This is a genomic window from Sphingomonas sp. AC411 (genome assembly GCF_979253035.1).
The window spans coordinates 1,989,675-2,011,950 of record NZ_CEEDAQ010000001.1 but is presented as its reverse complement, the minus strand read 5'-3'; the positions used below and the strand labels follow the sequence as shown (position 1 = coordinate 2,011,950).

Here is a 22,276-nt window from a genome sequence, read left to right as displayed (position 1 = left end):
AAGGATTTGTCGGGTGCAAACCGTTCGTCTCTTTCCGTCATCCTAACGAAAGTCGGGACCCAGAGCCGAGCACACCAGCGTAATTCTGGATCCTGACTTTCGTCAGAATGACGGAACACGAGGGGTGTTGGCGCGCGCGCTGCGTAAGGTCACGCAAAAAGCGACGCGGGAGTAAATCCCGCGTCGTCGGCCGGGCCGGTGGCCCGCCGGCCGGGCTGGCGCCGTCTCGCGATCAGCCTGTGGCTGATCGCGTGCGGCTTGGCCTACTTGCTGCGTTCGACCTGCTCGAACTCGAGCTCCACAGGTGTCGCACGACCGAAGATCGACACCGACACCTTGACGCGGCTGCGGTCGAAGTCGAGTTCTTCGACCAGGCCGTTGAAGGTCGCGAACGGGCCGTCGAGGACCTTGACCTGATCGCCGATCTCGTAGTCGACCTTGATCTTCTGCTTGGGCGCCGCGGCGGCTTCTTCCTTGCTGTTGAGCATCCGCGTGGCTTCCGCCTCGCTGATCGCCTGCGGCTTGCCCATGCTGCCGAGGAAGCCCGTCACCTTCGGCGTGTTCTTCACCAGGTGATACACGTCGTCGTTCATGTTCAGCTTGGCGAGCACATAGCCCGGCATGAACTTGCGCTCGACCGCGATCTTCTTGCCGCGACGGGCTTCCGTCGTGGTTTCGGTCGGGACTTCGATCTGCTCGACGAGCTGTTCGAGACCCATCCGGGTCGCCTCGGCCATGATCGAGTCGCGGACCTTGCCCTCGAAGCCCGAATAGGCGTGAATGATGTACCAGCGCGCCATGACGGAACCTTGCTTACTGAGCGAGTTTGAGGAGGGCGGAGACGATCGCTTGCAGGATCGAGTCGACGCCCAGGAAGAACAGCGCGAGGATCGTCGTCATGATCACCACCATCACGCCGGTCATGACCGTCTCGCGACGCGTCGGCCACGTGACCTTCGCGGTCTCGTTGCGGACCTGCTGGATGAATTCGAGGGGGACGTCTTCGCCACGATGTTCTTCGAACCCGCTGATTGAGAAACTGAGATGCGAGGCATAAACCCACTAGCCGCTCCCTGTGAAGGGCCGCGACGGCAGGTCCGTCCTCGCTGTCGGAAGCGCGGCAGATAGCTGCCGTCACAGGTGAAAGCAAGTGCGCGGCAGGAGAGGGGCAGGGCACGTGCCGGAAGAGAGGAGGGCGATGGCCGGAGAAGTGGCGCGTCGGCCAAGAAGTGGCGGGGGAGAGCGCTTGGGTCACTCGATCCCCCGCACGATCGTCTTGCCGGTGCCGGTTTGACCGGCGGCTCCGCTCCCACGGTTTCTGTTTATCGTTCGGCTTGACGACGGCATGGCCGGTGTACGCCGAACGCGGACGAAAAAAGGCCGGTACGAGACCGGCCATGAAAGTTTTTAGGAGAGGATGCCTGAAAGGCCTGATCGTTGTGCATCGCAGCACCGGATAGAGCAATTGCGAAAAATGCATTACGAAATGCACTTTCTGCAATCGTGATGGACGTGCGAATGCACCGTCGGAAACGGTGCGCTTCAAAATTTGAATTTAAAGGGGTGGCAGGAGTGCTCGGATTCGAACCGAGGGCCTTCGGTTTTGGAGACCGACGCTCTAACCAACTGAGCTACACTCCTACACGGACGCGCCCCTTACCCAGCGTTTTCGCGAAGGGCAAGCGTCTCGCGTGCAATTCGTCACCATGAGGATGATGCGTTGCACACGGTCGTGTTTGCCCGTTAACCGTACGCCGTATCGTGGGATGTAGGAAAGCGTAATCGTATGCAGGCGGGATTGATGATGCTGGCGATGCCGGTCGCGGCGCTTCTCATGGGGGCGGCGCCGGTTCCGCAGGTACCCGATCTCGGGCCGCAGCTCGAACGCTTCACCTACCCGTGGCCGGTCCAGACGATGGAGGTCGATATCGTCGGCAGTCCTGCGCAGGTGGCGTTCATGGACATCGCGCCACAGCGTCCCAATGGCCGCACCGTCGTCCTGCTCCACGGCAAGAATTTCTGCGGCGCGACCTGGGGCCGCACCGCGCAGGCGCTGATCGACACCGGCTACCGCGTCATCGTCCCCGACCAGATCGGCTTCTGCAAATCGTCCAAGCCACGCGCGGCGCAGTATAGTTTCGAGATGCTGGCGACGTTCACCAAGCGACTGCTCGAATCGCGCGGCATCACGCGGGCGACGATCGTCGGGCACTCGATGGGCGGCATGCTCGCGATGCGCTACGCCATTCTCTACCCGGCCTCGGTCGAGAAGCTCGTCCTCGTCAATCCGCTCGGCCTCAAGGATCGCGGCGAGGAGGGCGTGCCCTACACCGACGTCGATACGCTCTGGGCGAACGAGAAGAAGACGAGCTACGCGTCGATCAAGGCGTATCAGCTCGAGAATTATTACCATGGGGTGTGGAGGCCCGCCTACGATCGTTGGGTTTGGATGCAGGCCGGTATGTATCAGGGGGCAGGGCGCGATACGGTCGCGCTGGCGCAGGCCAAGACCAGCGAGATGATCAAGACTCAGCCGGTCGCGCACGAACTCTACCGGATCACCCCGTCGACCACCCTGATCATCGGTACGCTCGACAAAACCGCCTTCGGCCGCGCGCAGGCGCCGGCGAACCTACGCAAGTCCCTTGAAGCGATCCCGGCGGTCGCACCGCGTGCGGTGAAGCAGATGCCGAATGCGAACCTCGTCATGCTCGAAGGTCTGGGCCACTCGCCGCAAGTCGAGGATCCCGCACGTTTCGAGAGAGCGCTGCTAACGGCTATCGCGACGCCGTCGGTCAGGCGCTAGCGCTGAGGGCCTCGCCGCCAGTCGTGGCGGTACGGGCGATGGCCTCGCAGGGAATGGGCGAGGATGTTTCCGCGGTTCGGTTGTCTATTGATCGGGTTGCAAGCTTTGCCGTCCGGTAGGTCGCGACGATCATGGCGACGGCGCCGAGCATCGACAGCGCCTGCGTGTCGAACACATAGCCGAGGATCGCCAGGCTCGAGCCAGCCTGTACGAGAGCAGCGATCGACTACCCCGCCCGATTTCGCATCGTCACCGCGAGTGCAAAGGCGAGAATATCGGCGAGGAAGAAATAACGCTCGTGCATGCGCGGCAATGTGCCGACCAGGAGCAATGGCGCCAACAACGCCGCGGGCAGAATGAGTTCCGGCCCGATTCGGCGTGAGGCTAGCCACGCGATGTACGCGACACTTCCGCCGATCGCGATCGCCATGGCGTATCCCTGTAAGGGGAGGTCCTGAAGGACGGGCAGGGCCTGCACGATGATCCAAGGATTTGGCGCGTTCAGCGAAAGCAGATCGAAATGGCCTGTTTGGCGAACGTAGATCGTCAGCAGGTCGGCGATCGGCCAGCCCGCCGCCCAAGCCGGTAGTAAAGTTGCGAACGCGGTGGCGGGGGCGATGAGCCATAGATGCATGCCGACACGCCGGTTCAAGAGTAGTGCGACGGCGAACGGCCCGAAGAATGCGGCCTGCAATTTGAACGCGATCGCCAGGCCAAGCCAGGTGAGCATCGACGCATGGCGGCGCTCGACGGCCATCGCCAACGCCATCACGCAAGCGGCAGCCCACATCGCGTCGCACTGTGCGAGTAAAGGGGCGTTGAGCAGGGTCGACGGCAGGCTCAGGGTCAGCGCTGCGGCGCGCTGGGGCGATGGTGCATCGAGCGCGCTGAAGAGGCGCCACAAGGCGCCCGCGAGCGAGACGGTGCCCAGCATCGATAGGAGCTTCAGTACCGTGAGACCTGGCAGCACGACACCAAGCGGGGTGACCAGTGCCAGCAGGTATAGATATGGCGGCGTATAGTTGCTGAAGGGCGTCGCGAACGCGTCGATGACGCCCGTCGAACGAATGTGATCGAACCACGGGATCAGGAAGGTATCCACGTCCTCGGCCCGAAACGACCAAAGCGCGGCGTGCGCCAGCGCCGCAATCGCTAGTGTGAGCGCAACCGGAGGCAGTTGCCACGATGTTCGAGACAGGTGCATAGGCAGCGCATATGGCGGCGACGGTTTCGGCCCGGTTAACTCCAGGGCTTGCGCGACCAAACCGATTCCGCCCCGTTGACCCCGACCCCGTCCTGACCTATAGGCGCGCCCTGTTCTTCGGGAGTCTTTCCCGCCGGGCATGCTTGAACATTGCTGGATGCATTCCAGGGCCTGAGGGCGCTCCGCGCTCCTATGGTCCTTTTGTATTCTCAGGCGCCTCATGGCTCCAGCAAAGTAACCACTTGAAAGGTGAAGGCTTCAATGCCGACGATCAACCAGCTGGTCCGCAAGGGCCGCGATCCGCAGAAGGCCAAGTCGAAGGTCCCTGCGATGGAAGCGGATCCGCAGAAGCGTGGCGTTTGCACGCGCGTCTACACGACGACCCCGAAGAAGCCGAACTCGGCTCTGCGCAAGGTGGCCAAGGTTCGCCTGACCAATCAGCGCGAAGTCATCAGCTACATCCCGGGCGAGGGCCACAATCTTCAGGAGCATTCGGTTGTCCTGATCCGTGGCGGTCGTGTCCGCGATCTTCCCGGTGTCCGCTATCACGTCCTGCGCGGCGTGCTCGATACACAGGGTGTGAAGGACCGGCGTCAGTCGCGTTCCAAGTACGGCGCCAAGCGTCCGAAGTAAGCCGATCAGGTATCTGATCACCAAGGCTGAAGTTTAGAAGGAATATAAAATGGCACGTCGTCGTCGTCCCGAAAAGCGGGTCATTCTGCCTGATCCCAAGTTCGGGGATGAGGTTCTGTCGAAGTTCATGAACAGCGTCATGCTGGACGGCAAGAAGTCCGTCGCAGAGCTGATCGTGTACGGTGCATTCGAAACCGTCGAGCAGCGCGCCAAGCGCGGCCCGATCGGCGTTTTCCACGATGCGCTGAACAACGTGAAGCCGGGCATCGAAGTCCGTTCGCGTCGCGTCGGTGGTGCAACCTACCAGGTTCCCGTGGAAGTGCGTCCCGAGCGTGCGCAGGCGCTGGCGATCCGCTGGCTGATCGGTGCGGCGCGTTCGCGCAGCGAGAACACGATGGCCGCACGGCTGTCGGGCGAGCTGATGGACGCCGCCAACAACCGTGGCAACGCGGTGAAGAAGCGTGAAGATACGCACCGGATGGCGGAAGCCAACCGTGCATTCTCGCACTACCGCTGGTAAAAGCGGGCTTCGAAGACTAGCATTGGTAACCGCGTCACGGGCGGTCTTTCGCCTGTAACGCAAACACCTATATATGGGGAGCCGGCACGTTCGGCTCCCCATATCCTTAAGGAAGCACGATCATGGCCCGCAGCCATCCGCTCGACCGTTACCGTAACATCGGCATCATGGCGCACATCGACGCCGGCAAGACGACGACGACCGAGCGCATCCTCTATTACACCGGCAAGTCCTACAAGATCGGCGAAGTGCACGAAGGCACCGCGACGATGGATTGGATGGAGCAGGAGCAGGAGCGCGGGATCACGATCACGTCGGCTGCGACCACCTGCAAGTGGCGCGCCGAAGAAGGTAAGGGCGAAGAGCACCTTATCAACATCATCGATACGCCCGGCCACGTCGACTTCACGATCGAAGTCGAGCGTTCGCTCCGCGTGCTCGACGGTGCGGTCGCATGCTTCGACGGCGTTGCCGGCGTCGAGCCGCAGTCCGAGACCGTGTGGCGTCAGGCCGACAAGTACGGCGTGCCGCGCATGTGCTTCATCAACAAGCTCGACCGGACCGGCGCCGATTTCTACTTCTGCGTCAACTCGATCATCGAGCGCCTCGGCGCGCGCCCGGCCGTGCTGTATCTTCCGATCGGCATGGAAGGCGGCTTCAAGGGCCTCGTCGACCTCGTCGAGAACCGCGCGATTATCTGGCTCGAAGAGAGCCTGGGCGCGAAGTTCGAATATGCCGAGATCCCCGAGGACATGGCCGACAAGGCTGCGAAGTATCGCAGCGAGCTGATCGAGATGGCCGTCGAGCAGGACGATGCCCTCATGGAGGCGTATCTCGAGGGTAACGAGCCGAGCGTCGCCGACCTCAAGGCGCTGATCCGCAAGGGTACGCTGAGCATGGCGTTCGTCCCGGTCGTTTGCGGCTCGGCGTTCAAGAACAAGGGCGTGCAGCCTTTGCTCGACGCCGTGGTCGACTATCTGCCTTCGCCGCTCGACGTTCCCGCGATCCAGGGTCTGAAGCTCGACGGCGTGACGCCGGACGAGCGTCCTTCGTCGGACGAGGTTCCGTTCTCGGCACTCGCGTTCAAGATCATGAACGATCCGTTCGTCGGTACGCTGACCTTCGCCCGCATCTATTCGGGCAAGCTGGAGACCGCATCGCAGGTCACCAACTCGGTCAAGGACAAGAAGGAAAAGGTCGGTCGCATGCTCCTTATGCATGCGAACAGTCGTGAGGACATCCAGGAGGCTTTCGCTGGCGACATCGTCGCTCTCGCGGGTCTCAAGGACACCACGACCGGTGACACGCTCTGCGCAATGAACGCACCGATCATCCTCGAGCGGATGGAATTCCCCGAGCCCGTGATCGAGCTGTCGGTGGAGCCGAAGACCAAGGCCGACCAGGAGAAGATGGGCGTCGCGCTTAATCGTCTGGCACGTGAAGATCCTTCGTTCCGCGTTTCGTCGGACCCCGAGTCGGGCCAGACGATCATCAAGGGCATGGGCGAGCTCCATCTCGAGATCCTGGTCGATCGCATGAAGCGTGAGTTCAAGGTCGAGGCGAACGTCGGCGCTCCTCAGGTCGCGTATCGCGAATATCTGAAGAAGCCGGTCGACGTCGACTACACGCACAAGAAGCAGTCGGGTGGTACCGGCCAGTTCGGTCGCGTGAAGGTCAAGGTCACGCCGGGCGAGCGCGGTTCGGGCATCACGTTCAAGGACGAGATCAAGGGCGGCAACATTCCGAAGGAATATCTGCCGGCGATCGAGAAGGGCTTCCGCGAAACCGCTGCGTCGGGTTCGCTGGTCGGCTTCCCGATCATCGATTTCGAGATCGTGCTGTATGACGGCGCGTATCACGACGTCGACTCGTCGGCGCTGGCGTTCGAAATCTGTGCTCGTGGCGCAATGCGCGAAGTCGCACAGAAGTCGGGCATCACGCTGCTCGAGCCGGTCATGAAGGTCGAAGTCGTCACCCCGGAGGATTACCTGGGCGACGTCATCGGCGACATGAACAGCCGTCGTGGCCAGATCCAGGGCACCGACAGCCGCGGCAACGCACAGACGGTCGAGGCAATGGTCCCGCTGGCCAACATGTTCGGCTACGTGAACTCGCTTCGCTCGTTCACGCAGGGTCGCGCGCAGTACTCGATGCAGTTCTCGCACTATGACGAAGTGCCGCAGAATGTTGCTGACGAGGTGAAGGCTAAGCTGGCGTAAGCCCGAGGCGCGCCGAGCCGGGTTTTCCTGGCTCGGAGACGCCGAAAGGCCGGCCGGCTTCGGTCAGCGACCGAAGTTCGACGATGCGGAATTTACTTCCGCGTCGGCCTCTCCCTAAGCAGGGGCTGGCGCAACGCTTTAACAGCCGCTATTGGGCCGCGTTCGCGCGGTTCCCGGGGTGGCACCGGAATACGAGATCAGAAGGTAGGAAACAATGGCCAAGGCAAAATTTGAGCGGAACAAGCCGCATCTCAACATCGGCACCATCGGTCACGTCGATCATGGCAAGACGTCGCTCACCGCTGCGATCACGAAGGTTCTGGCAGAGACGACCGGCGGTACCGCCGTCGACTTCGCCAACATCGACAAGGCTCCCGAGGAGCGCGAGCGCGGCATCACGATCTCGACCGCACACGTCGAGTACGAGACGGCCAACCGTCACTATGCGCACGTCGATTGCCCGGGCCACGCCGATTATGTGAAGAACATGATCACCGGCGCAGCCCAGATGGACGGCGCGATCCTCGTCGTTTCGGCGACGGATGGCCCGATGCCACAGACCCGTGAGCACATCCTGCTCGCACGCCAGGTCGGCGTGCCTGCCATGGTCGTGTTCATGAACAAGGTCGATCTGGTCGACGACGAGGAAATCCTCGAGCTGGTCGAGATGGAAATCCGCGAGCTGCTCAGCTCGTACGACTTCCCGGGCGACGACATCCCCGTCATCAAGGGTTCGGCTACCTGCGCACTGTCGGGTTCGAACCAGAAGCTCGGCGCCGACGCCGTCACCGAGCTGATGCAGGCTGTCGACGACTACATCCCGCAGCCCGAGCGTCCGCTCGACAAGCCGTTCATGATGCCGATCGAGGACGTGTTCTCGATCTCGGGTCGTGGTACGGTCGTCACCGGCCGCGTCGAGACCGGCATCGTCAAGGTAGGCGAGGAAGTCGAGATCGTTGGCATTCACCCGACCGTCCGCAAGACCACGGTCACGGGCGTCGAGATGTTCCGCAAGCTGCTCGACCAGGGCCAGGCTGGCGATAACGTCGGCGCACTGATCCGCGGTGTTGCACGTGACGAAGTCGAGCGTGGCCAGGTGCTCTGCAAGCCGGGCACGATCAAGCCACACACCGACTTCAACTCGGAAGTGTACGTGCTGTCGAAGGAAGAGGGTGGCCGTCACACGCCGTTCTTCGCCAACTACCGCCCGCAGTTCTACTTCCGTACGACGGACGTGACCGGCACCGTCGAACTGCCTGAGGGCACCGAGATGGTCATGCCAGGCGACAACGTGTCGCTCGGCATCAAGCTGATCGCACCGATCGCCATGGACGTGGGCCAGCGTTTCACGATCCGCGAAGGTGGCCGTACCGTCGGTGCAGGCGTCGTCAGCCAGATCGACAAGTAAGCATCTTCTCCTTCGGGAGGTGATCGAAGAGCCCGGCTTCTCGCAAGAGAGGCCGGGCTTTTTCGTTTTTGTTTTGCGCGCGCGAAAAGCTTGGCGGCAAGATCGATCAACGTAGTCCGTTATCGCCCAATGCCGGACGCTCGGGCTGCAGATCACGGCTCCCGAACGGGGTCATTCGTTCAGGTTGATTTCGCATCGGTCACTCGTGATGCAAAAATCAAGATTTTTGCATCAGAGGAAGAAGCGGATGCTGGTCAACTGACGCACAATTGCGAGCATCTGTCTTCTATGCCACCGTACGTCACTCAACGGTGCGGGAGAGAAGACGATGCGTTTACAACATGTCTTGTTGGCCTCGGCGGTCGCTTTCACAACCCTGTCGGGGTGCAGCCAAAAATCTAGCACAACTACGCAGGTGCAGAAGCGATTGACGGTTGTTGGCTCGACGGTCGACGTGAAGCGCTTTGTCTCTCTCCAGGGTGCGCTGCGACCTGCTCTGCCAGTGTCCGGCCCCAAGACGCTTCCAAATGGCCAAGCTGAAGCCACGGTCATGCTGCCAACGGCGTTCAGCGGCGAAGACGCCGTACACGCAACGAGGGGGCACTGGCGGCTGGGCTGAGTTACACCTTCGAAGATCGTCGATCCGTAACAACGATCTGATTTCACCTAAGGGTTATTTGGCAGTCCCCAATCTTGGCGTTTGTGATGCACAATTCACGGATTTCGCATCAGCTCAGAAACGGCAGGAACTGAAGGCTCCAGCCATGCAAAATACTGGTGCATCTAGGATACCCGTTCAGTGGTCGATTTCCTGGGATGTGGCCTCCAAAGCGGACGGTCCGCTTTCCTTCCCTATCCGGCCATTCCGCTAACGCCCACTATTGGCCATCGAACACCTTGATCCACGTTCCTGATTGCCGCCTTTCATTCAGGTGCTGAGTTGCGGCCGGCCCCCGACACGGTTGGCGTGGGCGGCTCTGTACTGGCGTTCGTTTGGCGGGTTCGAGTCCCGCTCATTGGTTCCACGCGCCCGACCGGACACGACCACTTGCGGCTATTCAGCGTCGCGGTTTATGCTGCCACTTTCGCAGCATAAGAGGACAGCAGATTAGATGTTAATGCTCGGCTATGTGCTCGCAGCTACCTTACAATCAATGGCACCGCACGATCGGTTACCGTTGCTACGGGCTGACGCAACGCAGAAGGCTTGTGCTGCCTCGTTGTCTGTAGTTCAAAGCATGGTCGAAGCCGTAGACACCCCGTTGATATTTTCCGGATGGGATGGTGCTAAAACTTCAGAGATATCGAACTCGATCTATAACTGGTCGCCAACGCAGTACGCAAAGGGTAATGGCACTGCGTCACCATCCCGAAGTATGATGTCTGAGTTTAAAAATCGTGATTATACGCGTTATAGTGCGGTGGTTAACTGCCTATCAGTTCGCACATTTCTAAAAAACCGTCGAGTTCGTTTTGGTAAAGTGGAAGTTACAAAAGCTATCGACGCGAAAGATCAAGATGTTATGATAGTAGACGTTTCGTTAGCTGCACTTTATTCAACCGGTCAGCACGCGCTCGTAACCAGAGGCCAGTTCGGCACGTTCGGCCAAGGCGGCGGTTGGGTGCTAGCGTTGGTTCGCGACCGCTCAGGTCATTGGCAAGAAGCGCACGTCGCTCCAACATGGATGTCATGACGTCAGAGTAGGCGAGCGCGTATCGCTTTCTTCGACTGTAGGACTGGCTTGGTAACCGGTTTGGGAATGTCGCCTCCTAAAGCGGCCTGTCCGCTTTCCTTCCACAGCGGACATTGACCATTCTCCATATACCCGGCAGCTTGCCGATATGAACCGCCGTATCGTGCTCATCATTTTGCTGGCGCTAATTGTCGGTATGGCGGTTGGCTGGGCAGGTCGGGGGTTAGTTGCGAACGATCGTTGCCTAGATCGAGGGGGCGCGTGGGATGGGCGTTCTGACAGTTGCTCTCTTTCGGCTACGAACGCCCGCTAACTACCGCGCTTCGTCCAAAGCGGACGGTCCGCTTTCCTTCCCGATCCTCCCCGCTTGGGGAGGTGGCGCCGGAGGCGTCGGAGGGGAGGGGCGATTAGCTCTCGATGGTGGTTCGGCGTTGGAGTGCGACGGACGTGATCTGGCGGAGTACGTCGTCGAGGTTGGCTAGCATTTCTCGGGCTGGGTAGCGGAGGACTTGGATGTTTTGGGCGACTAGCCAGGCGTCGCGGGTTGCGTCTCGTTCTGGGCGGTTGCCGTGGTTGTGAGCTTCGCCGTCGACTTCGACTGCGAGTCGGGCTGGGGCGCAGTAGAAATCCAGGGCGTACGGGCCTGCGGCGTGTTGCTTTCGGAAGCGTAGATCTTCTTCGTTAGCTCGTAGTGCTAGCCAAAGGGCGATCTCGGGCGGGGTCATCTGTTTTCGCAGGCGCTTGGCGTTGCTGCGAGCGGGTAGGGATCCTTCGAGCCGCATCGCTTGCCTCCCTCCGTCGCCTTCGGCGCCACCTCCCCTGCGGGGGAGGATCAGTAGCGGGGTGATCTTAGCGGCGAAGCGTCGACAGCTACAATCCTCCCCCGCAGGGGGAGGTGGCGCCGTAGGCGACGGAGGGGAGGATAGGGCACCGTCCGATGATGTCCCATTCCTCGCTCGTAACCGGCGAAAACCCGCAACCCCCGGTTGCATTTCAGCCGACTCTCCCGTAATGGCCCGCCTTCGGTTTAAACATCAACCAGCAAGAGCCCGGAAACGGGCCCGCTCTTTCGCATCGGTAGGGACTATGGACAGCAATATCCGCATTCGTCTGAAGGCGTTCGATCACCGTGTGCTCGATCAGGCCACTGGCGACATCGCCGACACCGCACGCCGCACCGGCGCGCTCATCCGCGGTCCGATTCCCCTTCCGACGCGCATCGAAAAGTTCACCGTGAACCGCGGCCCGCACATCGACAAGAAGTCGCGCGAGCAGTTCGAGGTGCGCACGTACAAGCGTATGTTGGACATCGTCCAGCCGACGCCGCAGACGGTCGATGCGCTCATGAAGCTCGACCTCGCAGCAGGGGTGGACGTAGAGATCAAGCTGGCCTAAGGGCTGGCGCGGCGCGGTCGACCGGTAACGGTCCCGCGCCGTTCGACATTGGGATACCGCCGTCGGTGAAAACCGACGGGGCAGCGTCCCCCGTCACGCTTCCGCATTTGCAGGAGCACCAGCCCGGGACGGGGCACGTTTCGTATTTACCGGGTTGAACCGACTCCATTCAGGGCTTTTGCCGGGGATGGGGTCAGGTGGACGCATCATGGAGCTCGCTCCGGACATGGTCCGCAAGCCCCCGAGGAATAGTCCGACGGGGCCTCTGTCTAGGAAGGGACAAGATCATGCGTACTGGCGTGATCGCGAAGAAGATGGGGATGACCCGCCTGTTCCAGGAAGATGGTCGGCACGTGCCGGTCACCGTTCTGGCACTCGAAGGCAATCAGGTCGTTTCCGTTCGCGAAATGGATCGTGACGGCTACACTGCCGTCCAGCTTGGTGCAGGTGTCGCCAAGTCGAAGAATGTCGCAAAGCCGCAGCGTGGCCATTTCGGCAAGGCCGAAGTGGAGCCCAAGGCCGTCGTCCATGAGTTCCGTGTGAACGCAGACGGCCTGCTCGACGTTGGCGCCGAGATCTCGGCCGACCATTACGTCGCAGGCCAGATCGTCGATATCCAGGGCAAGACCCAGGGTAAGGGCTTCCAGGGCGGCATGAAGCGTTGGGGCTTCGGCGGTCTGCGGGCAACCCACGGCGTGTCGGTCTCGCACCGTTCGCTCGGTTCGACCGGTCAGCGCCAGGATCCGGGCAAGGTCTTCAAGAACAAGAAGATGGCCGGCCACATGGGCGACAAGTATCGCACCCAGCAGAACCTCGAGATCGTATCGACGGACGTCGAGCGTGGTCTCCTGTTCGTCAAGGGTTCGGTTCCTGGCTCCAAGGGCGGCTGGCTCTTCGTCAAGGACTCGGTGAAGGTCGCGCGCCACGCCGACGCACCGTTCCCCGCCGGTCTCAAGACCGCAAACAGCAACACCGCAGCAGACACGCCGGCCGAAACGACCGACGCACCTGCAGCCGACGGCCAGGAGGGCTGAGCGTGAAGATCAAGGTTTCATCTTTCGCCGGCACTGACGCAGCGGACATCGAGCTCAACGACGAGGTCTTCGGCCTCGATCCGCGCGCCGACATCCTGCACCGCGTCGTCACCTGGCAGCTCGAGAAGCGTCGCGAGACGGCTCGTGGCACCCGTGAGCGCGCAGACGTCGCACGCACCGGCAAGAAGTTCGGTCGCCAGAAGGGCGGCGGTACGGCTCGTCACGGCGATCGTCGCGCACCCGTGTTCATCGGTGGTGGTAAGGCACACGGCGCACGCGTCCGTGACTTCAACCCGTCGCTGAACAAGAAGGTTCGCTCGCTCGGCCTGCGGATGGCGCTCAGCAGCCACGCCAAGGCGGGTTCGCTGGTCATCATGGACAGCCTGGCTGTCGAGGGTGGCAAGACCAAGACGCTGCAGGGCGATCTCGCAAAGCTCGGCTTCGGCAAGCGTGCGCTCGTCATCGACGGCGACATGGTCGACACCAGCTTCGCATTCGCTGCGGGCAACCTGTACGAAGTGAACGTGATGCCGGCTGCCGGCGCGAACGTTTACGACATCCTGAAGCATGACACGCTGGTGCTGACGCGCGCCGCTGTCGAAAAGCTGGAGGCGCGCTTCCATGGCTAAGAAGCAGAAGGCGGGCATCGATAATCGTCATTACGACGTTATCCTGGCCCCGCACATCACCGAGAAGACGACGACTCTGTCGGAGCACAACGCGGTGGTGTTCAAGGTATCGAACGACGCCACGAAGCCCGAGATCAAGGCGGCCGTTGAGGCGCTGTTCGACGTGAACGTCGTCGGCGTGAACACGCTCGTCCAGAAGGGCAAGACCAAGAAGTGGAAGGGCACGAACTACTCGCGCTCGGACATGAAAAAGGCAATCGTGACGTTGAAGGACGGTCAGTCCATCGACGTGACGACGAGGATCTGAGGCCATGGCACTCAAGCATTATAATCCGACATCGCCGGCACGCCGCGGTCTCATCCTGGTCGACAAGTCGTCGCTCTGGAAGGGTCGCCCCGTCAAGGCGCTGACCGAAGGTAAGCACAAGACCGGCGGCCGTAACAACAAGGGCCATGTGACCTCGCGCGGCATCGCCGGTGGTCACAAGCAGAAGTACCGCTACATCGACTTCAAGCGTCGCAAGTGGGACGTCGAGGGCACCGTCGAGCGGATCGAGTATGATCCCAACCGCACCGCGTTCATCGCCCTGGTTAAGTACCCGGACGAAGAACTCGCCTATATCCTGGCGCCACAGCGTCTGGCCGTCGGCGACAAGGTTCTCGCGGCCAAGAAGACCGACGTGAAGCCAGGCAATGCCATGGAACTCGGTCAGATGCCGGTCGGCACCATCGTCCACAACGTGGAGATGAAGCCGATGAAGGGTGGTCAGATCGCCCGTTCGGCCGGCACGTACGTGCAGGTCGTCGGTCGCGACAAGGGCATGGTGATGGTCCGCCTGAACTCGGGCGAGCAGCGCTACATCCGCAGCGATTGCATGGCGACGGTTGGCGCGGTCTCGAACCCCGACAACCAGAACCAGAACCTGGGCAAGGCAGGCCGTTCGCGCTGGATGGGCATCCGTCCTCTGACGCGCGGCGTCGCCAAGAACCCGGTCGACCATCCGCACGGCGGTGGTGAAGGCCGTACCTCGGGTGGCCGTCATCCGGTTACGCCTTGGGGCAAGCCGACGAAGGGTGCGCGCACGCGTCATAACAAGTCGACCGACAAGATGATCATCCGGTCGCGTCATTCGACGAAGAGGAAGGGCTAACATGGCTCGTTCAGTCTGGAAGGGCCCCTTCGTGGACCTTCATCTGCTCAAGAAGGCAGAAACCGCCCAGGACACCAACGCGCGTTCGCCGATCAAGACTTGGTCGCGTCGCTCGACGATCCTGCCGTCGTTCGTGGGTCTCACGTTCAACGTGTATAACGGCCGCAAGTTCGTTCCCGTCTCGGTGAACGAGGACATGGTCGGCATGAAGCTCGGTGAGTTCGCGCCCACGCGCTACTTCCCCGGCCACTCCGCCGACAAGAAGGGCAAGCGCTGATGTCTAAGCAAGTCAGCCCGCGCAAGGTCGCGGACAACGAGGCGCTTTCGGTCGGTACGCAGATCCGTGGTTCCGCGCAGAAGCTCGGCCTCGTGGCTGCGCTGATCCGTGGCAAGAAGGTCGGCGATGCGATGAACATCCTCGCCTTCTCGACCAAGGGCATGGCGATCGAAGCGCGCAAGGTGCTGGCCTCGGCCATCGCCAACGCCGAGAACAACCATAACCTCGACGTCGACGCACTCGTCGTCGCCGAGGCTTCGGTCGGCAAGTCGATCACGATGAAGCGCTTCGCCACCCGCGGCCGCGGCAAGTCGACCCGCATCCTCAAGCCATTCAGCCGTCTGCGCATCGTCGTGCGCGAGCAGGAAGAAGCATAATGGGTCAGAAGAGCAACCCCATCGGTCTGCGTCTGCAGATCAACCGTACCTGGGATAGCCGCTGGTACGCCGAAGGCGCCGACTATGGTCGGCTCCTGCTCGAGGATCTCAAGATCCGCGCATTCATCATGAAGACGCTGCCGCAGGCCGCGATCTCCAAGGTGGTGATCGAGCGTCCGGCCAAGCTGGCCCGCATCTCCATCTTCGCTGCACGCCCTGGCGTGATCATCGGCAAGAAGGGTGCGGACATCGAGAAGCTGCGTTCGACCATCGGCAAGATGACGTCGTCGACCGTGTCGCTGAACATCGTCGAGATCCGCAAGCCGGAAGTCGATGCGCGTCTCGTCGCGCAGGGCATCGCCGATCAGCTCGAGCGTCGTATCGCCTTCCGTCGCGCCATGAAGCGTGCGGTCCAGTCGGCGATGCGTCTCGGTGCCGAGGGCATCCGGGTGAACTGCGGTGGCCGTCTTGGCGGCGCCGAGATCGCACGGTCGGAGAGCTATCGTGAGGGTCGGGTTCCGTTGCACACGCTGCGCGCGAACATCGATTATGCCGAGGCTACGGCGCACACGTCTTACGGCGTGTGCGGCGTGAAGGTCTGGGTCTTCAAGGGCGAGATTCTCGGCAACGATCCGACGTCGTACGACCGCATCATGATGGAGGCTCAGACCTCCGGCGTGCGGCCGCAGCGCGACGATCGTCGCTAAGGGGCAGGAACAGACATGCTGCAACCAAAAAGACCAAGTTCCGGAAGGCCTTCAAGGGCAAGATTTCGGGCGACGCCAAGAGTGGCTTCTCGCTCAATTTCGGCTCCTACGGCCTCAAGGCGATGGAACCCGACCGGATCACCGCACGCCAGATCGAGGCGGCCCGCCGCGCGATCACGCGTCACATGAAGCGCCAGGGGCGTTTGTGGATCCGCATTTTCCCAGACCTTCCGGTCTCGGGAAAGCCAGCCGAAGTCCGCATGGGTAAGGGCAAGGGCGCGCCGGAATACTGGGCCGCTCGCGTCAAGCCCGGTCGGATCCTGTTCGAGCTCGACGGCGTCGACGGCAAGATCGCCGCCGAGGCGTTCGAGCGGGCGGCCATGAAGCTGCCGATCAAGGTAAAGGTCGTTGCCCGCCTGGGCGACACCTCGCATCTGGGAGGCGAGTAAGATCATGGCTCGTATCGACGACATGAAGACCAAGAGCGACGACCAGCTGTCGGAGTCGCTCGGCGAACTGAAGCGCGAGCAGTTCAACCTGCGCTTCCAGGCCGCCACGAACCAGCTCGAAAAGCCGAGCCGCGTTCGTGAGGTCCGCCGCGACATCGCTCGCATCAAGACCCTGCAGGCTCAGCGCACCAGCGCTGAAGCCGCGAAGTAAGGAACGTATCATGCCGAAGCGCGTGCTGACCGGTCTGGTCGTGTCCGACAAGGGCGACAAGACGGTGGTCGTGAACGTCGAGCGTAAGGTGAAGCACCCGCTCTACGGGAAGATCATCCGTCGCTCGAAGAAGTATCATGCTCATGACGAGAGCAACGAGTTCAAGCAGGGCGAGACGGTTCGGATCGAAGAGACCGCACCGATCTCCAAGCTGAAGACCTGGAAGGTGATCGAGCGGGTCAACACCCACGCGACGCCGGAGCGGGCTTCGGCCGAGGGCTGAACCGAGATCCCGTCATCCCGGCGAACGCCGGGACCCAGAGTTGCCAGGTGCAACGCCTTTGGCTCTGGGTCCTGACTTTCGTCAGGATGACGGTTTACATTGGAACCTTGTGTTCCACCGAGGGAACGGCTAAGCGGCCGCTCCTCCCCGCTGCGGTTCGTCCGTGGCGGGGTGATTTTTTAGGCGGGGTTCGGTCGGTATCGACCCCAGAGACAGAGAAGGGATACGGATCCATGATCCAGATGCAGTCCAATCTCGACGTCGCTGACAACAGCGGCGCGAAGCGGGTGCAGTGCATCAAGGTGCTTGGGGGTTCCAAGCGTCGTGTTGCAGGCGTTGGCGACATCATCGTCGTCAGCATCAAGGAAGCGCAGCCACGTGGCCGTGTGAAGAAGGGCGACGTTCACCGCGCGGTGATCGTGCGTACCGCCAAGGATATCCGCCGTGCAGACGGTACGGTCATCCGCTTCGACGGCAATGCCGCGGTGCTGGTCAACAAGAACGAGGAGCCGATCGGCACCCGTATCTTCGGCCCAGTCGTTCGCGAGCTGCGCGGCAAGAAGCACATGAAGATCATCAGCCTCGCGCCGGAGGTGCTGTAATGGCGTCGCAGCGTATCAAGAAGGGTGACAAGGTCATCGTCCTGTCCGGCAAGGACAAGGGCAAGACCGGTGAAGTCACCGTCTCCATGCCGAAGACCGACAAGGTCGTCGTATCGGGCGTCAACATCGCCGTGCGCCACACCAAGCCGACTCAGGGTGACCCGCAGGGTGGCCTGATCCGCAAGGAAGCACCGATGCACGTTTCGAAGGTCGCGCACGTGACCGCCGACGGCAAGCCGACCCGCGTCCGCTTCGAGGAGCAGGACGGCAAGAAGGTCCGTGTCGCCGTCAAGACCGGGGAGAAGATCAATGGTTGATCAGAACACTGGCCCAGAGACTCAGGGCGACAAGGCCGGCACCGAGGTCGCCTACACGCCGCGCATGCGGAAGATGTACGACGAGACGATCATCAAGGCGATGACCGAGAAGTTCGGTTACAAGAACGTCATGGAGATCCCCGGATCGACAAGATCGTGCTGAACATGGGCGTCGGCGAGGCCACGCAGGACAAGAAGAAGGTCGACCAGGCTGCTTCCGAAATGGAGCTGATCGCCGGCCAGAAGCCTGTCGTGACGAAGGCCAAGAAGTCGATCGCGCAGTTCAAGCTGCGTGAGGGCATGCCGATCGGCGTGAAGGTCACCCTTCGCCGCGAGCGCATGTACGAGTTTCTCGACCGTTTCATCACGATCGCTCTTCCCCGCGTCCGCGATTTTCGTGGCCTCAACCCGAAGAGCTTCGATGGCCGCGGCAACTATGCCTGCGGTATCAAGGAGCAGATCGTGTTCCCAGAAATCAGCTATGACCGGGTCGACAAGGTCCGCGGCATGGATGTGATCGTGACGACGACCGCAAAGACCGACGACGAGGCTCGCGAGCTTCTTCGTCTGTTCGGTTTCCCGTTCCCGATCGAAGACGACGCTGCCGACGAGAAGAAGGCAGCAATCTAAGTCCCCTCCCGCTTGCGGGAGGGGTCGGAGGGGCCTCGCGCCTAACAGGCGTTGGTCCTTCCCTCCCCAACCCCTCCCGCAAGCGGGAAGGGAGCTAGCAAAGAAAGAACTTAAGTCGATGGCGAAACTGAGTTCAGTCAACAAGAACGAGCGCCGCAAGCGCATGGTCAAGCAGTATGCCCCGAAGTACGCGGCACTGAAGGCGATCGCAGCGGACAAGACGCTCGACGATGGTGAGCGTCTGATCGCTCGCCTCAAGATGGCGGCACTGCCGCGCAACGCGAACCCGACCCGCATCCGTAACCGGTGCGAGCTGACCGGTCGTCCGCGCGCCTATTACCGCAAGTTCCGGCTCTGCCGTATTCAGCTGCGCGATCTGGCCAACAAGGGCCTCATCCCCGGCGTCACGAAGTCGAGCTGGTAAGGACTAAATCATGGCAGTGACCGATCCCCTGGGTGATTTGCTCACCCGTATCCGTAATGGCCAGCGCGCGAAGAAGGACTCCGTCCTCACGCCGGCGTCGAAGCTGCGCGTCCGCGTGCTCGACGTTCTGCAGCGCGAAGGCTATATCCGTGGCTATAGCGAAGAGCAGATGGGCCCCGCGGCCGGCCTTCGCATCGAGCTGAAGTATTTCGAGGGCCAGCCTGCGATCAAGCATGTCGCACGCGTCTCGAAGCCCGGCCGTCGCGTCTATTCCGGCTCGCAGGAACTCCCGCGCGTCCGTAACGGCCTCGGCATCACCATCGTCTCGACGCCCCGCGGCGTGCTTTCGGATTCCGAAGCACGCGAGCAGAACGTCGGCGGCGAAGTCCTCGCGGAGGTGTTCTGATGAGCCGCATTGGTAAGAAGCCGGTCACCGTACCGGCAGGCATCACGCCGACCATCGAGAACAAGCAGCTGACGATGAAGGGCCCCAAGGGCACCCTCAAGATGCCGCTTCGCGACGAGATCAGCTACACGATCGAAGACGGCGGCATCTCGGTGCAGCCGGCCAACGACACCAAGCGCGCGCGCGCGTTCTGGGGCATGCAGCGGACCATGGTGCAGAACCTGGTCACCGGCGTGTCGGAGGGCTTCACCAAGAAGCTGCTGATCAACGGCGTCGGCTATCGTGCCGCAGCCCAGGGTCGCAACCTCAAGCTGCAGCTCGGCTACAGCCACGACGTCAACATCGACGTGCCGGAGGGGATCGACGTCAAGACCCCTGACAACACGACGATCGAGATTTCGGGCACGGACAAGCAGATGGTCGGCCAGCTGGCCGCGGAGATTCGTCAGTGGCGCAAGCCCGAGCCTTACAAGGGCAAGGGTATCAAGTACGACGGCGAGTTCATCTTCCGCAAGGAAGGGAAGAAGAAGTAATGACCAAGGGACTTTCTCTTTTCGCCAAGCGGCGTCGCCGCAATCGTACCGCGCTCCGCGCACGTGCAGGCACCCGTCCGCGGTTGTCGGTGCATCGCTCGGGCAAGCACATCTACGCCCAGGTGATCGACGATGCCGCCGGCACGACGGTCGCATCGGCCTCGACGCTGGAGAAGGACGTGCGCGGCACGTCCGGCGCCAACATCGACGCGGCGACTTCGGTCGGCAAGCGCGTCGCCGAGGCTGCCAAGGCAGCGGGCGTTACCCAGGTCGTGTTCGATCGCGGCGGCTTCCTCTACCACGGTCGCGTGAAGGCTCTTGCCGACGCCGCGCGCGAAGCCGGATTGGAGTTCTAAGACATGGCTGACGAAAACAACACGCCAGCGGTAATCGCACCCGAGACGACCGCACAGGACGTCACGGCCCAGAATGCAACGGGGAACGTGCCGCAGAGCACTGGCTACCAGGGCAACACCGGCGGTGGCCGTGGTCGTCCCGGTGGCGGCGGCGGTGGCGGTCGTGGTGGCCCCGGTGGCGGTCGCAGCGGTGGCCCGGGTGGCAACCGCGGTGGTCGTGACGGCGGTCGCGGTGGTCGCGACAATCGTGGCGGTCGTCCCGGTTCGGACGATGGTGGCGAAGAGCTGATCGAGAAGCTGGTGCACATCAACCGCGTCTCGAAGACGGTCAAGGGCGGTAAGCGCTTCGGCTTCGCAGCACTCGTCGTCGTCGGTGACGGCAAGGGTCGTGCAGGCTTCGGTCATGGCAAGGCACGCGAAGTGCCGGAAGCCATCTCGAAGGCGACGGCTGCTGCCAAGAAGAAGATGGTGCGCGTTCCGTTGAAGGACGGTCGCACGCTGCATCATGACGGCAACGGTCACTTCGGTGCCGGCAAGGTCACGCTGCGGTCGGCGCCTCAGGGTACCGGCATCATCGCCGGTGGCCTGATGCGCGCCGTCTTCGAATCGCTGGGCGTTGCGGACGTTGTCACCAAGTCGGTCGGCACGTCGAACCCCTACAACATGATCCGCGCCACGTTCGAGGCCCTTGGCGAGCAGACCTCGCCCAAGGCCGTCGCACAGCGTCGCGGCAAGAAGATCGCCGACCTGCTCGGCCATGGTGGTTCGAAGACCGCCGAGGCCGATGCAGCTGCGATCACGGAGTAAGCGATCATGGCAACCATCAAGATCACGCAGACCGGTTCGCCGATCCGCCGCGAGAAGGACCAGCGCGCGACGCTGATCGGTCTCGGCCTGAACAAGATGCACAAGACCCGCGAGCTGGAAGACAGCCCAGAGGTCCGCGGCATGATCCGCAAGGTGCAGCACATGGTGTCGGTCGAAGGCTGAGCCACTTGCTATCCTCCCCCGCCAGGGGAGGTGGCAGGCATAGCCTGGCGGAGGGGGCGGGAAGGGCAACTTCGTTGCGTATCCTCCCCCTCGTCACCTTCGGTGCCACCTCCCCTAGCGGGTGAGGATCGGACCTGATGCCGCTACCTAGTGACAAATACGGGGAAGGGGGCTAACGGCCCCCTTCTCATTCCAGATTCCAACCCCGGTTTTTAACCAGCGCGTAACAAGCGAAAGCGAGTGCATACCATGAAGCTCAACGAACTCCGCGATAACGAAGGTGCCCGTAAGTCCAAGATGCGCGTCGGACGCGGCATCGGCTCGGGCAAGGGCAAGACCGCAGGCCGCGGCCAGAAGGGCCAGAAGAGCCGCGAGGGCGTGTCCATCGCCGGCTTCGAAGGCGGCCAGATGCCGCTCCACATGCGTCTGCCTAAGCGTGGCTTCAACAACATCTTCCGCAAGGACTTCGCAGAGGTCAACCTCGGCGCGATCCAGCTCGCGGTCGACGCCGGCAAGATCGAGGCGAACGCCACGCTCGACCACGACGCGCTGAAGGCCGCTGGCCTGGCACGCGGCGGCAAGGACGGCGTCCGCCTCCTCGCCAAGGGCGAGCTGACCACGGTCCTCTCGTTCACCGTCGACGGCGCGTCGAAGGGCGCGATCGAAGCGGTCGAGAAGATCGGCGGCAAGGTCGAGGTGATCCACTTCGTTCCCGCAGCCGAGAAGGCTGCCGCCAAGAAGGGCGTGAAGTACAAGGAGCGTGCGGCGCACAAGGCGTCGTTCAAGGCCTGACCTTGATGGGGGAGGGGTGTCTCGGACACCCTCTCCCTTCTTCGTTGATGGTGCTTAGGGTTCTCGCAGCCCCGACGCGCTCGACCTCCCCCATTCCGTTCGTGCCGAGTAGAGGTCGAGCGCAGTCGAGAACTCGTATCGAGGTACAAGACCCAAGCGGGCCAGTCCTTCGATACGCCGTCTCGACAGGCTCGACGGCTACTCGGGACGAACGGGATGGGGGATGGCT

31 protein-coding genes, 1 tRNA gene and 1 pseudogene are annotated in these 22,276 nt (G+C 62.1%); 27 read left to right on the top strand and 6 right to left on the bottom strand.

Annotated features, from left to right (window positions below; genetic code table 11):
• Positions 1 to 263: 263 nt before the first annotated feature.
• From nusG to AC0IX7_RS10335, 3 genes are all read right to left on the bottom strand, one after another.
• Positions 264 to 800, bottom strand: a complete 537-nt coding sequence (gene nusG, locus AC0IX7_RS10345; protein ID WP_471811743.1) for a transcription termination/antitermination protein NusG — start codon at positions 798 to 800, stop codon at positions 264 to 266.
• A gap of 13 nt (positions 801 to 813) precedes the next feature.
• Positions 814 to 1,032, bottom strand: coding sequence for a preprotein translocase subunit SecE (gene secE / locus AC0IX7_RS10340; RefSeq protein ID WP_333924229.1), 219 nt, complete (start codon positions 1,030 to 1,032; stop codon positions 814 to 816).
• A 532-nt stretch (positions 1,033 to 1,564) separates the two neighbouring features.
• A tRNA-Trp gene (locus tag AC0IX7_RS10335) sits at positions 1,565 to 1,641 on the bottom strand.
• A gap of 145 nt (positions 1,642 to 1,786) precedes the next feature.
• On the opposite strand from AC0IX7_RS10335, the gene AC0IX7_RS10330 reads away from it, so the two are divergent.
• Complete coding sequence (locus AC0IX7_RS10330; protein WP_471811741.1) at positions 1,787 to 2,806, top strand: alpha/beta fold hydrolase; 1,020 nt, start codon at positions 1,787 to 1,789, stop codon at positions 2,804 to 2,806.
• Here AC0IX7_RS10330 and AC0IX7_RS10325 read toward each other — a convergent pair.
• Both AC0IX7_RS10325 and AC0IX7_RS10320 read right to left on the bottom strand, forming a co-directional pair.
• On the bottom strand, positions 2,796 to 2,981 hold the full coding sequence (locus tag AC0IX7_RS10325; protein WP_471811739.1) for a hypothetical protein: 186 nt from the start codon (positions 2,979 to 2,981) through the stop codon (positions 2,796 to 2,798). The genes AC0IX7_RS10330 and AC0IX7_RS10325 overlap by 11 nt on opposite strands.
• Before the next feature lie 51 nt (positions 2,982 to 3,032).
• Positions 3,033 to 4,070 (bottom strand): hypothetical protein, encoded by a 1,038-nt coding sequence (locus tag AC0IX7_RS10320; protein ID WP_471811737.1) that lies wholly within the window; start codon positions 4,068 to 4,070, stop codon positions 3,033 to 3,035.
• A 201-nt stretch (positions 4,071 to 4,271) separates the two neighbouring features.
• Here AC0IX7_RS10320 and rpsL point away from each other — a divergent pair, with 201 nt between their 5' ends.
• The 5 genes from rpsL to AC0IX7_RS10295 all read left to right on the top strand — a co-directional run bounded on the left by rpsL (position 4,272) and on the right by AC0IX7_RS10295 (position 10,484).
• The gene (gene rpsL, locus AC0IX7_RS10315) at positions 4,272 to 4,643 is read left to right on the top strand and encodes a 30S ribosomal protein S12 (RefSeq protein WP_471811735.1); all 372 of its coding nucleotides are present in this window, start codon (positions 4,272 to 4,274) and stop codon (positions 4,641 to 4,643) included.
• A gap of 49 nt (positions 4,644 to 4,692) precedes the next feature.
• Positions 4,693 to 5,163 (top strand): 30S ribosomal protein S7, encoded by a 471-nt coding sequence (gene rpsG / locus AC0IX7_RS10310; RefSeq protein ID WP_471811733.1) that lies wholly within the window; start codon positions 4,693 to 4,695, stop codon positions 5,161 to 5,163.
• A 122-nt stretch (positions 5,164 to 5,285) separates the two neighbouring features.
• On the top strand, positions 5,286 to 7,382 hold the full coding sequence (gene fusA / locus AC0IX7_RS10305; RefSeq protein WP_471811731.1) for an elongation factor G: 2,097 nt from the start codon (positions 5,286 to 5,288) through the stop codon (positions 7,380 to 7,382).
• A gap of 214 nt (positions 7,383 to 7,596) precedes the next feature.
• Positions 7,597 to 8,790 carry an elongation factor Tu gene (gene tuf, locus AC0IX7_RS10300; protein ID WP_031393767.1) on the top strand — a complete coding sequence of 398 codons (1,194 nt, stop codon included), beginning with the start codon at positions 7,597 to 7,599 and terminating at the stop codon, positions 8,788 to 8,790.
• 1,118 nt (positions 8,791 to 9,908) lie between these two features.
• Positions 9,909 to 10,484 (top strand): hypothetical protein, encoded by a 576-nt coding sequence (locus AC0IX7_RS10295; RefSeq protein WP_471811729.1) that lies wholly within the window; start codon positions 9,909 to 9,911, stop codon positions 10,482 to 10,484.
• Positions 10,485 to 10,891: 407 nt separating this feature from the next.
• Here the strand turns inward: AC0IX7_RS10295 and AC0IX7_RS10290 are convergent, their stop codons facing one another.
• The gene (locus AC0IX7_RS10290) at positions 10,892 to 11,209 is read right to left on the bottom strand and encodes an endonuclease domain-containing protein (RefSeq protein ID WP_471813833.1); all 318 of its coding nucleotides are present in this window, start codon (positions 11,207 to 11,209) and stop codon (positions 10,892 to 10,894) included.
• Positions 11,210 to 11,570: 361 nt separating this feature from the next.
• Here AC0IX7_RS10290 and rpsJ point away from each other — a divergent pair, with 361 nt between their 5' ends.
• The 21 genes and pseudogenes from rpsJ to rplO all read left to right on the top strand — a co-directional run bounded on the left by rpsJ (position 11,571) and on the right by rplO (position 22,047).
• Positions 11,571 to 11,879, top strand: a complete 309-nt coding sequence (gene rpsJ, locus AC0IX7_RS10285) for a 30S ribosomal protein S10 (RefSeq protein WP_007406109.1) — start codon at positions 11,571 to 11,573, stop codon at positions 11,877 to 11,879.
• 287 nt (positions 11,880 to 12,166) lie between these two features.
• The gene (rplC, locus tag AC0IX7_RS10280; RefSeq protein WP_056060507.1) at positions 12,167 to 12,913 is read left to right on the top strand and encodes a 50S ribosomal protein L3; all 747 of its coding nucleotides are present in this window, start codon (positions 12,167 to 12,169) and stop codon (positions 12,911 to 12,913) included.
• A gap of 2 nt (positions 12,914 to 12,915) precedes the next feature.
• The gene (gene rplD / locus AC0IX7_RS10275) at positions 12,916 to 13,542 is read left to right on the top strand and encodes a 50S ribosomal protein L4 (protein WP_056047616.1); all 627 of its coding nucleotides are present in this window, start codon (positions 12,916 to 12,918) and stop codon (positions 13,540 to 13,542) included.
• Positions 13,535 to 13,849 (top strand): 50S ribosomal protein L23, encoded by a 315-nt coding sequence (locus AC0IX7_RS10270; protein ID WP_471811726.1) that lies wholly within the window; start codon positions 13,535 to 13,537, stop codon positions 13,847 to 13,849. The genes rplD and AC0IX7_RS10270 overlap by 8 nt, the downstream gene beginning before the upstream one ends.
• Before the next feature lie 4 nt (positions 13,850 to 13,853).
• Complete coding sequence (gene rplB / locus AC0IX7_RS10265) at positions 13,854 to 14,693, top strand: 50S ribosomal protein L2 (protein ID WP_055872649.1); 840 nt, start codon at positions 13,854 to 13,856, stop codon at positions 14,691 to 14,693.
• 1 nt (position 14,694) lies between these two features.
• Positions 14,695 to 14,970, top strand: coding sequence for a 30S ribosomal protein S19 (rpsS, locus tag AC0IX7_RS10260; protein WP_031393761.1), 276 nt, complete (start codon positions 14,695 to 14,697; stop codon positions 14,968 to 14,970).
• On the top strand, positions 14,970 to 15,347 hold the full coding sequence (gene rplV / locus AC0IX7_RS10255; protein ID WP_056047621.1) for a 50S ribosomal protein L22: 378 nt from the start codon (positions 14,970 to 14,972) through the stop codon (positions 15,345 to 15,347). Before rpsS ends, rplV begins: the two co-directional genes overlap by 1 nt.
• On the top strand, positions 15,347 to 16,054 hold the full coding sequence (rpsC, locus tag AC0IX7_RS10250; protein ID WP_055872646.1) for a 30S ribosomal protein S3: 708 nt from the start codon (positions 15,347 to 15,349) through the stop codon (positions 16,052 to 16,054). Before rplV ends, rpsC begins: the two co-directional genes overlap by 1 nt.
• Positions 16,055 to 16,116: 62 nt before the next feature.
• A complete protein-coding gene (gene rplP, locus AC0IX7_RS10245) occupies positions 16,117 to 16,503 on the top strand; it encodes a 50S ribosomal protein L16 (protein ID WP_416365596.1) in 387 nt (128 codons plus the stop codon).
• A 4-nt stretch (positions 16,504 to 16,507) separates the two neighbouring features.
• Complete coding sequence (gene rpmC, locus AC0IX7_RS10240; RefSeq protein WP_055872644.1) at positions 16,508 to 16,714, top strand: 50S ribosomal protein L29; 207 nt, start codon at positions 16,508 to 16,510, stop codon at positions 16,712 to 16,714.
• A 10-nt stretch (positions 16,715 to 16,724) separates the two neighbouring features.
• The gene (rpsQ, locus tag AC0IX7_RS10235; RefSeq protein ID WP_031393756.1) at positions 16,725 to 16,997 is read left to right on the top strand and encodes a 30S ribosomal protein S17; all 273 of its coding nucleotides are present in this window, start codon (positions 16,725 to 16,727) and stop codon (positions 16,995 to 16,997) included.
• A gap of 233 nt (positions 16,998 to 17,230) precedes the next feature.
• Complete coding sequence (gene rplN / locus AC0IX7_RS10230; RefSeq protein ID WP_031393755.1) at positions 17,231 to 17,599, top strand: 50S ribosomal protein L14; 369 nt, start codon at positions 17,231 to 17,233, stop codon at positions 17,597 to 17,599.
• Positions 17,599 to 17,916: a 50S ribosomal protein L24 gene (gene rplX, locus AC0IX7_RS10225; RefSeq protein WP_056047623.1), complete on the top strand. Its 318-nt coding sequence runs from the start codon at positions 17,599 to 17,601 to the stop codon at positions 17,914 to 17,916. Before rplN ends, rplX begins: the two co-directional genes overlap by 1 nt.
• A 64-nt stretch (positions 17,917 to 17,980) precedes the next feature.
• Positions 17,981 to 18,546 (top strand): annotated as a pseudogene (gene rplE / locus AC0IX7_RS10220) (50S ribosomal protein L5).
• 118 nt (positions 18,547 to 18,664) lie between these two features.
• The gene (gene rpsN, locus AC0IX7_RS10215; RefSeq protein WP_056015537.1) at positions 18,665 to 18,970 is read left to right on the top strand and encodes a 30S ribosomal protein S14; all 306 of its coding nucleotides are present in this window, start codon (positions 18,665 to 18,667) and stop codon (positions 18,968 to 18,970) included.
• A 10-nt stretch (positions 18,971 to 18,980) separates the two neighbouring features.
• On the top strand, positions 18,981 to 19,376 hold the full coding sequence (rpsH, locus tag AC0IX7_RS10210; protein ID WP_031393751.1) for a 30S ribosomal protein S8: 396 nt from the start codon (positions 18,981 to 18,983) through the stop codon (positions 19,374 to 19,376).
• Positions 19,376 to 19,909 (top strand): 50S ribosomal protein L6, encoded by a 534-nt coding sequence (gene rplF, locus AC0IX7_RS10205; protein ID WP_254688666.1) that lies wholly within the window; start codon positions 19,376 to 19,378, stop codon positions 19,907 to 19,909. The genes rpsH and rplF overlap by 1 nt, the downstream gene beginning before the upstream one ends.
• Complete coding sequence (rplR, locus tag AC0IX7_RS10200) at positions 19,909 to 20,265, top strand: 50S ribosomal protein L18 (RefSeq protein WP_031393749.1); 357 nt, start codon at positions 19,909 to 19,911, stop codon at positions 20,263 to 20,265. Before rplF ends, rplR begins: the two co-directional genes overlap by 1 nt.
• A 3-nt stretch (positions 20,266 to 20,268) precedes the next feature.
• Positions 20,269 to 21,072, top strand: coding sequence for a 30S ribosomal protein S5 (rpsE, locus tag AC0IX7_RS10195; RefSeq protein WP_471811721.1), 804 nt, complete (start codon positions 20,269 to 20,271; stop codon positions 21,070 to 21,072).
• A gap of 6 nt (positions 21,073 to 21,078) precedes the next feature.
• Entirely contained in the window at positions 21,079 to 21,255 is a 177-nt protein-coding gene (rpmD, locus tag AC0IX7_RS10190) for a 50S ribosomal protein L30 (protein ID WP_055872633.1), read from the top strand.
• Positions 21,256 to 21,504: 249 nt separating this feature from the next.
• On the top strand, positions 21,505 to 22,047 hold the full coding sequence (gene rplO / locus AC0IX7_RS10185) for a 50S ribosomal protein L15 (RefSeq protein ID WP_056047631.1): 543 nt from the start codon (positions 21,505 to 21,507) through the stop codon (positions 22,045 to 22,047).
• Positions 22,048 to 22,276: the final 229 nt, after the last annotated feature.

What these genes read in the sequence shown, in the direction of transcription:
- AC0IX7_RS10295 (WP_471811729.1), top strand. Translation starts at nt 9,909, where the DNA reads ATGCTCGGCTATGTGCTCGCAGCTACCTTACAATCAATGGCACCGCAC.
- rpmC (WP_055872644.1), top strand. Translation starts at nt 16,508, where the DNA reads ATGGCTCGTATCGACGACATGAAGACCAAGAGCGACGACCAGCTGTCG.
- rpmD (WP_055872633.1), top strand. Translation starts at nt 21,079, where the DNA reads ATGGCAACCATCAAGATCACGCAGACCGGTTCGCCGATCCGCCGCGAG.
- rplB (WP_055872649.1), top strand. Translation starts at nt 13,854, where the DNA reads ATGGCACTCAAGCATTATAATCCGACATCGCCGGCACGCCGCGGTCTC.
- rplV (WP_056047621.1), top strand. Translation starts at nt 14,970, where the DNA reads ATGTCTAAGCAAGTCAGCCCGCGCAAGGTCGCGGACAACGAGGCGCTT.
- AC0IX7_RS10270 (WP_471811726.1), top strand. Translation starts at nt 13,535, where the DNA reads ATGGCTAAGAAGCAGAAGGCGGGCATCGATAATCGTCATTACGACGTT.
- rplF (WP_254688666.1), top strand. Translation starts at nt 19,376, where the DNA reads ATGAGCCGCATTGGTAAGAAGCCGGTCACCGTACCGGCAGGCATCACG.
- rpsJ (WP_007406109.1), top strand. Translation starts at nt 11,571, where the DNA reads ATGGACAGCAATATCCGCATTCGTCTGAAGGCGTTCGATCACCGTGTG.
- rplC (WP_056060507.1), top strand. Translation starts at nt 12,167, where the DNA reads ATGCGTACTGGCGTGATCGCGAAGAAGATGGGGATGACCCGCCTGTTC.
- rpsE (WP_471811721.1), top strand. Translation starts at nt 20,269, where the DNA reads ATGGCTGACGAAAACAACACGCCAGCGGTAATCGCACCCGAGACGACC.
- rpsN (WP_056015537.1), top strand. Translation starts at nt 18,665, where the DNA reads ATGGCGAAACTGAGTTCAGTCAACAAGAACGAGCGCCGCAAGCGCATG.
- rpsQ (WP_031393756.1), top strand. Translation starts at nt 16,725, where the DNA reads ATGCCGAAGCGCGTGCTGACCGGTCTGGTCGTGTCCGACAAGGGCGAC.
- rpsG (WP_471811733.1), top strand. Translation starts at nt 4,693, where the DNA reads ATGGCACGTCGTCGTCGTCCCGAAAAGCGGGTCATTCTGCCTGATCCC.
- nusG (WP_471811743.1), bottom strand. Translation starts at nt 800, where the DNA reads ATGGCGCGCTGGTACATCATTCACGCCTATTCGGGCTTCGAGGGCAAG.
- rplR (WP_031393749.1), top strand. Translation starts at nt 19,909, where the DNA reads ATGACCAAGGGACTTTCTCTTTTCGCCAAGCGGCGTCGCCGCAATCGT.
- fusA (WP_471811731.1), top strand. Translation starts at nt 5,286, where the DNA reads ATGGCCCGCAGCCATCCGCTCGACCGTTACCGTAACATCGGCATCATG.
- rpsS (WP_031393761.1), top strand. Translation starts at nt 14,695, where the DNA reads ATGGCTCGTTCAGTCTGGAAGGGCCCCTTCGTGGACCTTCATCTGCTC.
- rpsH (WP_031393751.1), top strand. Translation starts at nt 18,981, where the DNA reads ATGGCAGTGACCGATCCCCTGGGTGATTTGCTCACCCGTATCCGTAAT.
- rpsL (WP_471811735.1), top strand. Translation starts at nt 4,272, where the DNA reads ATGCCGACGATCAACCAGCTGGTCCGCAAGGGCCGCGATCCGCAGAAG.
- AC0IX7_RS10330 (WP_471811741.1), top strand. Translation starts at nt 1,787, where the DNA reads ATGCAGGCGGGATTGATGATGCTGGCGATGCCGGTCGCGGCGCTTCTC.
- tuf (WP_031393767.1), top strand. Translation starts at nt 7,597, where the DNA reads ATGGCCAAGGCAAAATTTGAGCGGAACAAGCCGCATCTCAACATCGGC.
- rplX (WP_056047623.1), top strand. Translation starts at nt 17,599, where the DNA reads ATGGCGTCGCAGCGTATCAAGAAGGGTGACAAGGTCATCGTCCTGTCC.
- rpsC (WP_055872646.1), top strand. Translation starts at nt 15,347, where the DNA reads ATGGGTCAGAAGAGCAACCCCATCGGTCTGCGTCTGCAGATCAACCGT.
- AC0IX7_RS10290 (WP_471813833.1), bottom strand. Translation starts at nt 11,209, where the DNA reads ATGACCCCGCCCGAGATCGCCCTTTGGCTAGCACTACGAGCTAACGAA.
- rplN (WP_031393755.1), top strand. Translation starts at nt 17,231, where the DNA reads ATGATCCAGATGCAGTCCAATCTCGACGTCGCTGACAACAGCGGCGCG.
- rplO (WP_056047631.1), top strand. Translation starts at nt 21,505, where the DNA reads ATGAAGCTCAACGAACTCCGCGATAACGAAGGTGCCCGTAAGTCCAAG.